9 protein-coding genes are annotated in these 11,870 nt (G+C 71.6%); 3 read left to right on the top strand and 6 right to left on the bottom strand.

The window, feature by feature from the left end; translation table 11 throughout:
- Positions 1-75: 75 nt before the first annotated feature.
- The 3 genes from ACFYYH_RS32630 to ACFYYH_RS32640 form a co-directional block, all read right to left on the bottom strand.
- Positions 76-834 (bottom strand): MIP/aquaporin family protein, encoded by a 759-nt coding sequence (locus ACFYYH_RS32630; protein ID WP_388558902.1) that lies wholly within the window; start codon positions 832-834, stop codon positions 76-78.
- Between the two features lie 310 nt (positions 835-1,144).
- Positions 1,145-1,492: an Mpo1-like protein gene (locus tag ACFYYH_RS32635; RefSeq protein ID WP_388558904.1), complete on the bottom strand. Its 348-nt coding sequence runs from the start codon at positions 1,490-1,492 to the stop codon at positions 1,145-1,147.
- Positions 1,493-1,611: 119 nt separating this feature from the next.
- Positions 1,612-2,556 (bottom strand): M15 family metallopeptidase, encoded by a 945-nt coding sequence (locus tag ACFYYH_RS32640; protein ID WP_388558907.1) that lies wholly within the window; start codon positions 2,554-2,556, stop codon positions 1,612-1,614.
- A gap of 61 nt (positions 2,557-2,617) precedes the next feature.
- Here ACFYYH_RS32640 and ACFYYH_RS32645 point away from each other — a divergent pair, with 61 nt between their 5' ends.
- Positions 2,618-3,211 (top strand): NUDIX domain-containing protein, encoded by a 594-nt coding sequence (locus ACFYYH_RS32645; protein ID WP_388558910.1) that lies wholly within the window; start codon positions 2,618-2,620, stop codon positions 3,209-3,211.
- Between the two features lie 194 nt (positions 3,212-3,405).
- Here ACFYYH_RS32645 and ACFYYH_RS32650 read toward each other — a convergent pair whose 3' ends face one another.
- A complete protein-coding gene (locus ACFYYH_RS32650) occupies positions 3,406-5,754 on the bottom strand; it encodes a TIM-barrel domain-containing protein (protein ID WP_388558931.1) in 2,349 nt (782 codons plus the stop codon).
- 288 nt (positions 5,755-6,042) lie between these two features.
- On the opposite strand from ACFYYH_RS32650, the gene ACFYYH_RS32655 reads away from it, so the two are divergent.
- Both ACFYYH_RS32655 and ACFYYH_RS32660 read left to right on the top strand, forming a co-directional pair.
- Positions 6,043-8,034 carry an acetoacetate--CoA ligase gene (locus ACFYYH_RS32655; protein ID WP_388558913.1) on the top strand — a complete coding sequence of 664 codons (1,992 nt, stop codon included), beginning with the start codon at positions 6,043-6,045 and terminating at the stop codon, positions 8,032-8,034.
- Between the two features lie 112 nt (positions 8,035-8,146).
- On the top strand, positions 8,147-9,127 hold the full coding sequence (locus ACFYYH_RS32660; RefSeq protein ID WP_388558916.1) for a hypothetical protein: 981 nt from the start codon (positions 8,147-8,149) through the stop codon (positions 9,125-9,127).
- A 77-nt stretch (positions 9,128-9,204) separates the two neighbouring features.
- On the opposite strand, the gene ptsP is transcribed toward ACFYYH_RS32660, so the two are convergent.
- Together ptsP and ACFYYH_RS32670 are read right to left on the bottom strand one after the other, a co-directional pair.
- The gene (gene ptsP / locus ACFYYH_RS32665; protein ID WP_388558919.1) at positions 9,205-10,875 is read right to left on the bottom strand and encodes a phosphoenolpyruvate--protein phosphotransferase; all 1,671 of its coding nucleotides are present in this window, start codon (positions 10,873-10,875) and stop codon (positions 9,205-9,207) included.
- Positions 10,876-10,965: 90 nt separating this feature from the next.
- Positions 10,966-11,418: a PTS glucose transporter subunit IIA gene (locus ACFYYH_RS32670; protein WP_388558922.1), complete on the bottom strand. Its 453-nt coding sequence runs from the start codon at positions 11,416-11,418 to the stop codon at positions 10,966-10,968.
- Positions 11,419-11,870 lie beyond the last annotated feature (452 nt).

The raw sequence follows: 11,870 nt of genomic DNA on the forward strand, positions 1-11,870 counted from the left end.
CGGTGGGTCGGAAAGCGGCACGGGTGAAGTGGCGTGGTGCGGTGCAGTTGTCGGAGCGGCGCGTGCGGAGCGGCGTCAGAACGCCACGTTGAAGACGACTCCGGCGAGAACCCCGCCGATCAGCGGCCCGGCCACCGGGACCCACGCGTAACCCCAGTCCGAACCGCCCTTGTTGGGTATCGGCAGCAGCGCGTGCGCGATCCGCGGGCCCAGATCGCGGGCCGGGTTGATGGCGTAGCCGGTGGGTCCGCCGAGCGACAGGCCGATGCCGACGACCAGCAGCGAGACCAGCAGGACGGAGATCCCGGAGCCGTACACACCGGCGTCGCCGGGGAGTTCACCGATACCGATGCCCGCGTTCCTCCCGAAGGCCAGGATCGGCAGGACCAGCGCGGTCGTGGCGATCACCTCGGTGACCACGTTGGCCACCGGGCTGCGGACCTCCGGCGCCGTCGAGAAGATCCCGAGCGTCGGCTGTGCCAGCGCGGCGTCGGCGTTGGCCCGGAACTGCGCGTAGTACGTCAGCCAGCACAGCACCGCGCCGAGGATCGCGCCCGTCATCTGCCCGAGGACATAGAGCGGGACCTTGCCCCACTCGCCCGTGTCGACCGCGATACCGACGGTCACCGCCGGATTGAGATGGCCTCCCGACAGCGGTGCGGAGGTGTACGCGCCCGCCAGTACGCCGAAGCCCCAGCCGAAGGCGATCACCACCCAGCCGGCCGCCTTCGCCTTGGAGTGGTGCAGCGTGACCGCGGCGCAGACCCCCGCGCCGAAAAGGATGAGTATGGCCGTACCGATGAACTCACCGACGAATATGTCCCCATTGCTCAAGGCGGCTCCTAGACCTGGCCCGGGACCCGTCGGCCCCGGATCTCCGTGACGAGCGTGCTGAGCGCGCCGACCTGCGGCGCTGACGGCGAAGAGGAAGTTTTCACCGGCTCGTGAGGGAGCGTCAAGGTCATGGACAGCACACCCTGTTCAGGGACGGTCTTGACACGGACGTCCGGAACGTAAAGTTCCGTCGCGCGCGGAGGCGCCCCGCACGCCGGCCCGCCGGGTCCCGTGCGTACGGAACCGCGCTCGGGCCCGGCGTGGCCGAGCGACGTGGCCGAGCGGTGCCGGACCGCGTCCCGGGCGTGGCTCAGCGGTGCTCGGCGAGCCACTTCTCCGCGATCTCCGCCAGCTCCCCGTCCCGGCCCGCCAGCATCATCCGGATCATCCGCGCATCACCGCGGAGCGACCACGCCGGATGCCCGAAGGTGGCGGGATTGTTCTTCTCGATCAGGAAATGCGCGGGCCAGGCCGTTCCGTACCCGATCAGCGGCAGCGCCGCCGCATACCGCTTCCGCCCGCGCGCCAGGCCGTAGGCACTGACCGCGAGTCCGGTGAGCGTGCCGGTCAGATGGACCCAGCGGGTCGCCGCCCTGGAGTGCATGGCGACGTAGTAGGGCCAGAATTCCTCGTACGAATCAAACTCCTGCTGCGCCATGAAGGCACCGTAACCGCTGACGGCACAACCGGATACGGGTCTCGCGCGTCCCTCGTGCGGACGGGCGACCGGAGCCCACGGGGGTGGTCCCGGCCGTCCGTCGCCCTCCCTTCCCGCCGTCAGTTCCGCAGGACGGAGGGCCACGCCACCGGGAAGTCGAAGTAGGTGTCCGGGAACGTCTCCGGCTTGTGGGTGAAGTGCCACCACTCCTCGGGGAGATTGGTGAATCCGACCGCGGCCAGCGTTGTCTTCAGGAACTGCCGGTTCGCGCGCTGCTCGCCCTGGATCCGGGGGTCGTCGGTGTGGCTGAGGGTGTCGAAGCAGTCGAAACCGGTGCCCATGTCCACCGAGTTGTCGGGGAACCGCTCGGCCCGCGGGCCGTAGCAGGGGGCCAGCCTCTCGCCCGGTATGTACGGCCGGGTGGGCAGGGCCGGCAGCTTCACCAGGGTGAGATCCACCGTGCTGCCCCTGCTGTGCCCGGACTTCTCCGCGATGTAACCGTCCGCGAACAGGCGCGACTTGTCGACGCGCGGATAGAACTCCGCCTTCATCCGCTCGTCCTGGAGATCCCGCGCCCACCGTACGAAGTGGTCGACGGCCCGCTGCGGCCGGTAACAGTCGTACACCTTCAGGGAGTACCCCTGGCGCACCAGGTGGAGCTGCGCCTGGCGCAGCGCCTCCGCGGTGGAGCGGGTGACGATGCAGACCGGCTGCCGGTAGCCGTCCACGGGCTCGCCCAGGAAGGTGTGCGGAGTGAGGTAGCGCATCTCCTGGATGATCGTCGGTGCGACAGTACGCAGGGCCACGAATTCCTCCGGCGCGGAGGGCTCCGAGGCGAGGGGCTCCGTGGTGGAGGGCTCCGAGGCGAGGGGCTCCGTGGTGGAGGGCTCCGAGGTGAAGGGCCCCGAGGTGAAGGGCCCCGGCGTGGGCGGAACGGCTACGGACGGTGCGGGTACGGACCGTTCCGGCGCGGCCTGGGCGGTGGGCGCGGGGCCGGTGACGGCGAACAGCGCGGCGGCGGCCGAGGCGGCCAGGACGCGGAGCACGGACTCAAGTCTGGTCATGAGCACCTTCGTCTATCAGTTCCGGGGACTCCGGGGAAGGGTGATCGGATACAGTCCGCGCGTGTCCGAGCCCCAGAACGCGTCCCAGCCCGAGAACGTGCCCGGCCCCGAGAGCGTGCCGGAGCCGGCGAACAGACCCGTGCCGAACTCCCACTGCGGAAGCTGCGGTACGCCGTATCCGGCGGACGCCGGCTGGCCCCGTACCTGCGCGGCCTGCGGCGCCACCGCCTACCGCAATCCGCTGCCCGTCGCCGTGGCGCTGCTGCCGGTGACGGACGGACGGGGCGGCGGACTGGTCGTCATCACCCGCACCATCGAGCCCGCGTACGGAGGTGTCGCCCTTCCCGGCGGCTTCGTCGACCACGCGGAGGACTGGCGGGACGCGGTCGTACGGGAGTTGCGCGAGGAGACCGGGATCGAGGCGGACGGCGCGGACGTACGGCTGGCCGACGCGCTCAGCTCGCCCGGCGGTCATCTGCTGCTCTTCGGACTGCTCCCGGAGCGGCGGGCCGATCGACTGCCGCCCTCGGTACCCACGGACGAGACCTCGGGCTGGCATGTTCTGCGGGCCCCGGCGCGGCTGGCGTTCCCGCTGCACACCGAGGCCGTACGGTCCTGGTTCGCCGGCCGCTACGCCACCGCGCCGGGCGCCTGACACGGGCGCCTGACACGGGGGGACGGGCGGAGCGAGCCGCACGGCCGCCGCGCAGGGCGCTTCCGTCGCGACGCCGACCCCGCCCCGCCGTGGCCATGACCCCGCCCTGCCGCGACCAGGACCGTGACCTGCCGCGCGGTGACCGCGCCCCGCCCTGCCGTACCCCTCCGCGCCCGCGCCCCCGCTGTCCGGTCTCACCGCCCCCGGACCCGTACCGGCCACTCCGGCTCCACCGGCCCCTGCCCCGTCACACGCGTCACCCGGACCCGGCCGTCCACCACACGCGAGGAGTACCGCTCCACCTCCGCCCGCCCCCAGCCGTCGCCCGGGTCCCGCACCACCAGACCGCCGCCCGAACGACCCGCCGCGGGGGCCCACACCTCCAGCTCCGGACCGCCGTCCGCTCCCCGTATGGGAATCACCGCGCCCGCCCGCGCCAGTACCGGGATACGGGAGCGCGGCGCGTCCAGCAGCACCTGGCCGGGGCCGTCGTACGCCTGCTCCGTGGCCGTGTCGTACCACCGCCCGCGCGGCAGCCGCACCGCCCGCCGGTCCGTACCGCGCTCCAGCACCGGCGCGACCAGCAGCGAGTCCCCGAGCAGGAACGCGTCCTCGCAGTCGCGCAGCGCCCGGTCCTCAGGGGCGCCCCACCACAGCGGTCGCGCGTACGGCGCCCCGGTGAGCCGGGCGAGCTGGGCGAGCGTCACGAAGTACGGCCGCAGGCGCTCCCGCTCGACCAGCGCGGCCCGCGCGTGTTCCAGCACCTCGGGGCCGAACTCCCACGGCTCCCTGCGCCCCGCGTCGATCGCCGCGTGCGTACGGAACAGCGGCAGATACGCCCCGAGCTGGAACCAGCGCAGAAACAGCTCGGGCGAGGGACTGCCGTCGAAACCGCCCACATCGGGACCCGAGTACGGCACCCCGCACAGCCCGAGCCCCAGCACCAGCGAGAGCGAGGCCCGCAGCCCCGGCCAGCCCGTCGACACATCGCCGGACCAGGTGCCCCCGTACCGCTGCATACCGGCCCAGCCGGAACGCGAGAACAGGAAGGGCCGCTCGTCCGGACGCAGTCGGCGCAGCCCCTCGAAACCGGCCTGTGCCATGGTGAGTCCGTAGACGTTGTGGGCCTCACGGTGGTCCCCGCCCCGGCCCTCCAACTGGTGCCTGGCCGAACGCGGCAGCGTCGTGTCGCCGAACGGGGCGAACGACACCGGCTCGTTCATGTCGTGCCACACCCCGGCGAAGCCCTGCGCCAGCCGCTCCTCGTAGAGGCCGCCCCACCAGTCACGCACCTCCGGATCCGTGAAGTCCGGATAGACGCACTCGCCGGGCCACACGACCCCCTGGACATCCCGTCCCCGCGCGTCCCGTACGAACGCCCCGGCCGCGGAACCGCTGTCGTACACCGCGTTGCCGCGTTCCGCCTTCACGGCGGGATCGACGATCGACACCAGCCGCACCCCGTCCGCGCGCAGCTCCTCCGCCAGCCCCGGCAGATCGGGGAAGCGCCCACGGTCGACGGTGAAGACCTGATGCGCGTCGTAGTGATCGATGTCGAGATGGAGCGCGGAGAGCGGCAGACCACGCGTCCGGTAGCCCGCGACGATCCGCCGGACCTCCCGCTCACTGCCGAAACCCCAGCGGGCGTGCTGCGGCCCGAGCGCCCAGGACGGCGGGGGAACGGGCGCTCCGGTCAGCGCCGTCCAGCCGTGCAGCACCCGCGCGGGCGTCCCCGTCACCACCCAGCAGCGCAGCGGCCCGCCGTCCATGCGCAGCTCGCTCGTGCCGGGCCGGTCATGACCCGAGCCCGCGCCCTCCTCGCCCTCCCGGAGGGTGACCCGGCCGTCCCAGGAGTTGTCGTGGAAGGCGAGATGCGTGCCGCCGTCGGCCACCACGAGCTGGACCGGCATCGTCACATACAGCGGATCGTCCCCGGGACCGAAGCGGCCGCCGGGATCGGTGTTCCACAGCCGGTACGTACCGTTCCGCAGCCGGGGCCCCGACGCCCGCCCGCCCAGTCCGAAGAACCGCGCGTCCGCCGCCACCTCGCTCCGCTGCACCCAGCGCGCCGGACCGCCCGCGACCGGTTCCCACCAGCGCGGCGGCAGCTCCCGGCGCAGCACCACACCGCCCGGTGTACGGACCTCCACACCTCCGTGGCGTGAGACCGCCACCGTCACCCGCTCCGACACCACCCGCCAGCCGCCGTCCGTGTCCGGCTCCAGCGCGGCCCGGGTGTCCGGCTCCGGAGGAGTCCCGGCGAGCGCGTACGAGGGCAGCGGCTCGGCGCCGTCCCATCCCCAGAACACGGCTCCGCCCACCGTGACGCACACATGCAGCTCCGCGCGCGCGAACCGTACGGTGCCACCGCCGGGCAGCGGCTCCGCGCCACTGACCGGCCCCGGCACCCGGGCCCGCTCCGCGCCGCGCGGTACCAGCTCCCTGGCATCCGTACGCCGTTGGCGCCACGCCGACCGCACGGCGCGCAGCCCCTGCACCGAACCGACCACTTTCATCGAACGCACCAGTTCACGACCGTCCATGATGATCAGCCTGCCACCCGGTCCAGACGTGTGGGGCATCGTTCAGCTTCCGTTCACCCGTGGTCAGAGCACATATCCGCCCTGACGACCATGGGTGGTGAGACCTGGTGTGTAGGACGATCACATGGCATCGTCCGTGTCAGTCGTGTCACGCGCACACCCCCGCCCGTGCGCGGCGACCGACGCACACCAGCGTCGAGCAGATCAGCGTCGAGCACGAAGCGACCAGCACGAGCGACGAGTACACCAGCGCCGTACACCGGCGCCGAGCCCGCCGGGAGCCGCCCCATGACCGCAGCAGCAAGCCCTGCCCCCCTCTGGCAGCCGGATCCCGGCCGTATCGCCGCGGCACGCGTCACCCGCTTCCAGGCCTGGGCGGCCGAGCGGTACGGAGCCCCGGCCGAGGGCGGCTACGCGGCGCTGCACCGCTGGTCCGTCGAGGAGCTCGACACCTTCTGGAGGGCCGTCGCCGACTGGTTCGACGTACGCTTCTCCACCCCGTACACCCAGGTCCTGGGCGACCGCACCATGCCGGGCGCCCAGTGGTTCCCCGGCTCCACCCTCAACTACGCCGAACACGCACTGCGCACCGCCGAGGATCCGGCCCGCGCCCATGAGCCGGCCATCCTGTATCTGGACGAGACACACGAACAGATCTCGATGAGCTGGGCCGAGCTCCAGCGCCAGGTGCTCTCCCTCGCCACCGAACTGCGCGCCCTCGGCGTACGCCCCGGTGACCGCGTCAGCGGCTATCTCCCCAACATCCCGCAGGCCGCCGTCGCCCTCCTCGCCACCGCCGCCGTCGGCGGGGTCTGGACCTCCTGCGCCCCCGACTTCGGCGCGCGCAGTGTCCTGGACCGCTTCCAGCAGGTCGAACCCGTCGTCCTGTTCACCGTCGACGGCTACCGCTACGGCGGCAAGGAACACGACCGCACCGGGACGGTCGCCGAACTCCGCCGGGAGCTGCCCACCCTGCGCGCCGTCGTCCATGTGCCGCTGCTCGGCACCCCGGCCCCCGAAGGCGCCCTCGAATGGTCGGCCCTCACCGCGGCCGCCACACCGCCCGGCGGCCCCGGCCCCGTCTTCGAACAGGTCCCCTTCGACCACCCGCTGTGGGTCCTCTACTCCTCCGGCACCACGGGCCTGCCCAAGGCGATCGTGCAGTCCCAGGGCGGCATCCTGCTGGAGCACTTCAAACAGATCGGCCTCCACTTCGACCTCGGCCCCGAGGACCGCTTCTTCTGGTACACCTCCACCGGCTGGATGATGTGGAACTTCCTGGTCTCGGGGCTGCTCACCGGCACCACGATCGTGCTGTACGACGGCAGCCCCGGCCATCCCGCCGTCGACGCGCAGTGGGCCGTCGCCGAGCGCACCGGCACCACGGTCTTCGGCACCTCCGCCGCGTATGTCATGGCCTGCCGCAAGGCGGAGGCGCACCCCGGCCGCGACCACGACCTCTCCCGGGTGAAGTGCGTCGCCACCACCGGCTCGCCACTGCCGCCCGACGGCTTCCGCTGGCTCCACGACGATGTCGCCGAGGACCTCTGGATCGCCTCCGTCAGCGGCGGCACCGACGTGTGCAGTTGCTTCGCCGGAGCCGTACCCACCCTGCCCGTCCGGATCGGTGAACTCCAGGCCCCCTGTCTGGGCACCGACCTCCAGGCATGGGACCCCCAGGGCAAGCCACTCGTCGGCGAGGTCGGCGAACTGGTCGTCACCAACCCGCTGCCGTCCATGCCGGTGCGCTTCTGGAACGACCCCGACGGCAGCCGCTACCGCGACAGCTACTTCGAGATGTTCCCCGGCGTCTGGCGCCACGGCGACTGGATCACCCTCACCGGCCACGGCTCGGTCGTCATCCACGGCCGCTCCGACTCCACGCTGAACCGCCAGGGAGTCCGGATGGGCTCCGCCGACATCTACGAAGCCGTCGAACGCCTCCCCGAGATCCGCGAATCCCTCGTCATCGGCCTGGAGGAGCCGGACGGCGGCTACTGGATGCCGCTCTTCGTCCATCTCGCCCCCGGCGCCGTCCTCGACGACACACTCCGCGCACAGGTCAAGCAGACCATCCGTGAGCGGCTCTCCCCCCGTCATGTCCCCGACGAGATCATCGAAGTCCCCGGTATTCCGCACACCCTGACCGGCAAGCGCATCGAGGTCCCCGTCAAACGCCTCCTCCAGGGCACGGCGCTGGACAAGGCCGTCAACGCGGGCTCCGTCGACAACCTCGAACTGCTGCGCTTCTACGAGGAACTGGCCCGCACCCGCTCCTGACGGCCGCTCCCCGGCGCCGGCCCACCACCGGCGCCGGCCCGCGGCGGAGCACCATTGTCCGACCCCCCGGTTACGGTGAGTGAACAGTGATCGACAGCGCTCAGGGGGAGACATGACGCACACCGAACGCCACCGACGGACCGAACGGCCCCGGACCGGACAGCCGCGGCCCGACAGCCCGAAGAGGTCCGGGTCCGGCGGGCCAGGACCGAGGGGGACGGCCAGGAGGACCCGGCGCAGACTGCGCCGGGAGATCCCCAGCACCGTCGGGTTGCTCGCCGACGAACAGGACTTCACCGCGATGCGGCGCTACCGCACCTTCACCTTCGACGACCACGCCGCCTATCTGCGGCAGATCGACGGGCTGCTCACCTCCCTGGCGTCCCGGGGCGTGCACACCACCGTCGGCCTCTTCGACCCCGAGGAGTTCGCGGAGTACTGCGCGGAGAGGGGACTCGACCCGGACTCCGTTGCCGCCCGCAACCGCTTCACCGCCACGATCCCCGCGAGCGGAGCCGCCCTCGCCCATACGGGACAGCCCGTCGACCGTCTCGTGCCCCTGCTCATCAGCACCGCCGTCCGCAGGGCGACCTGGGAGTACGCGACGGCGGTCCTCGGCGATCTGGGGGAGTGCGCCGAGTGCGGACAGGACATCGGAGGCGCGGCCTTCGACCGCGCCTCCCACATCCTGCTGAGGCTGCTGGACGCGGCGGGACCCGGCGCCCACCATCTCGTGTGCAGCGTCCCCGCCGCCGGCGAACAGCTCCTGGCCGTCCTGCACACCGACCGGCCCGAAGGAGCACCCGCCCTGCTCGGCTCCTCCGAAGGAGCCGAGTTCGTCAGTGTCCTGGCCCTGGGCATCGCCCTGGAGAGCCCCGGCGGAATCGTCCTGCGCACCACGGGACCGGACCTCCCCGACCGGCTGCACGGCTGGCGTCTGGACCGCGGCGAACCCGTCCCGCTCACCGAGGCCGAGGTCTTCAACGCGTACTGCACCGACGCGGACACCGGAGAGCCGCTCTCCCCGGAATCCGGCGTGGAGTACCGCGCGGGCTTCGCCCTCCATCTCGACGACACCGGCACCCATCACTGAAGGCGGAAGGGGCTTCCCGCCGCACGCACGGCGGGAAGCCCCTTCGTCGGACCGTCACCGGCGTCGGACCGCCCAGGTCACTCGCCGGACAGCACCGCCTGCGCGGCCTTCCTGGCCCCCTCGGCGGTGTCCGCGGCGCGCGCCGCGGAAGCGGCACGCTCACACTGCGCCAGCGTGTGCTTCGCGAGCGCCGACCGTACATACGGAATCGACGCCGCACCCATCGACAGCGAGGTCACACCGAGACCGGTGAGCACACACGCGAGCAGCGGATCGGAGGCCGCCTCACCACACACCCCACAGCTCTTGCCCTCGGCCCTGGCACCCTCCGCCGACAGCGCCACCAGGTCCAGCAGCGCGGGCTGCCAGGGATCCTGCAACCGCGACACCGCGCCCACCTGCCGGTCCGCCGCGAAGGTGTACTGCGCCAGATCGTTGGTCCCCAGTGAAAGGAACTCGACCTCCTGGAGGATGGAACGCGCCCGCAGAGCGGCCGACGGAATCTCCACCATGGCACCGAACTTCGCGTGCAGCCCGGCCTCACGGCAGGCGTCCGCGAACGCCTTCGCGTCCGTACGGTCCGCCACCATCGGCGCCATGACCTCCAGATGCACCGGAAGCCCCTGGGCGGCCTTCGCCAGCGCGGTCAACTGCGTCCGCAGCACGTCCGGATGGTCCAGCAGGCTCCGCAGACCACGTACCCCGAGCGCCGGGTTCGGCTCGTCGGCCGGAGTGAGGAACGCCAGCGGCTTGTCCGCGCCGGCGTCCAGCACCCGTACGACCACCCGGCCCTCGGGGAACGCTTCGAGCACCGCGCGGTACGCCTCGACCTGCTTCTCTTCCGAGGGCGCCCGCTCACTGTCGTCCAGGAAGAGGAACTCGGTACGGAACAGCCCGACACCCTCGGCGCCCGCCTCCACAGCGGCCGGCACATCCGAGGGGCCACCGATGTTCGCCAGCAGCGGCACCGTGTGACCGTCCGAGGTCGCACCGGGCCCGGTGGAGGCGGACAGCGCGGCCCTGCGCTCGGCGGCGGCCCGTTCGAGCTCCGCCCGCTTCTCCGCACTCGGCTCGACGAAGATCTCACCGGTGCTGCCGTCGACCGCGATCACCGTGCCCTCGGCCAGCTCCTGGGCACCTGGCAGCGCGACCACGGCCGGCACCCCGAGGGCACGCGCCAGAATGGCGCTGTGGCTCGTCGGCCCGCCCTCCTCGGTCACAAAACCCAGCACCAGGGCCGGGTCGAGCAGCGCGGTGTCCGCGGGCGCCAGATCACGGGCGATCAGTACATACGGCTCGTCGCTGTCCGGCACACCGGGCATCGGCACGCCCAGCAGACGGGCGACGATACGGTTCCGCACATCGTCCAGGTCCGCGACCCGCCCGGCCAGATACTCCCCGGCGTTGGCGAGGAGCGCGCGGTACGAGGCGAACGCGTCGTACACCCCGCGCTCGGCCGTACTCCCGACCGCGATCCGCCGGTCCACATCGGCCATCAGCTCGGGGTCCTGGGCCATCATCGCCTGGGCTTCGAGGACCCCTTGGGCCTCTCCGCCGGCCAGATTGCCGCGCGCGATCAGATCGGCCGCCACCGCGTCGACGGCCTGACGGGCACGGCCCTGCTCCCGCTCCGCCTCCTCCGCCGGGATCTGCTTGGCCGGCGGTTCGAGCACCGCGGTCCCCATATGCCTGACCTCGCCGATCGCCACTCCGTGGCTGACCCCGACGCCTCGCAGCGTTGTCTCCATCTCACCCGTCTCCGGTTATGCGGCGAGCCGGTCGCCGCGAGGGAAGTACGACAAGCGCCCGACGCTCGCCCCTGACATACGGCACCGGCGTCACTGCCAGCCGAAGAGCGTGTCGCCGGTCTCCACCTCGCCGTCCTCACGGACGTCGGAGAGCGAGTCGGCGGTGGCTTCGAGCGCCACCACGGGGCAGACCGGCGACTTCCCGGCCTTCTCGACGGCGGCCGGGTCCCAGCGGACGACCCCCTGCCCGCGCGTGACCTTGTCCCCCTTGTTGACGAGCAGCTCGAACCCCTCACCGTTGAGCTGGACGGTGTCGATACCGAGGTGCGTCAGCACTCCACGGCCTTCGGCGTCCACGACGACAAAAGCATGGGGATGCAGCGAGACCACGACCCCCTCGACCGGAGAGACGGCCTCACCGGGCTCCCGGACCGGATCGATGGCCATACCCGGTCCGACCATCGCGCCGGCGAACACCGGGTCGGGAACAGCGGTGAGTCCGATGGCACGGCCGGGCAGTGGGGCGGTCACGATGGTGGTCATGGGGGAGCCTCCCAGTGGGGCGGAGATCGGGGGCCGCCGTCACCCTCCGTGAGGGGACGACGTGCTGTTCAGAAGGGTAAGTCATAGGAAGTGCCGGTTCCGAGGGAGACCATCCGGTTGGTGGACCCTGCCGGAGACCGGAAACGATTTGCTTGCGTCGGTCGACGGCATGTAGGGTCGTACTCCTGCCTGACCCCAACGTGACTTTGAGTCGGGGGTCGGAGGCGGCTATCAATTCTCGATCATTCTTCGGACACCGTATCGGCATGCCTGCGAATCGGTGGTCAAGGAGAGGGAAAAGGACTGATAGAGTCGGAGACGCAAGACAGCAACACGGAAAAAGAGCAAGACAAGTAGAACAGCAGGACCGAAGGGAAGCCCGGAGGAAAGCCCGCGAGGGTGAGTACAAAGGAAGCGTCCGTTCCTTGAGAACTCAACAGCGTGCCAAAAGT

It is taken from the genome of Streptomyces sp. NPDC002018, from assembly GCF_042890865.1.
GTDB lineage: Bacteria > Actinomycetota > Actinomycetes > Streptomycetales > Streptomycetaceae > Streptomyces.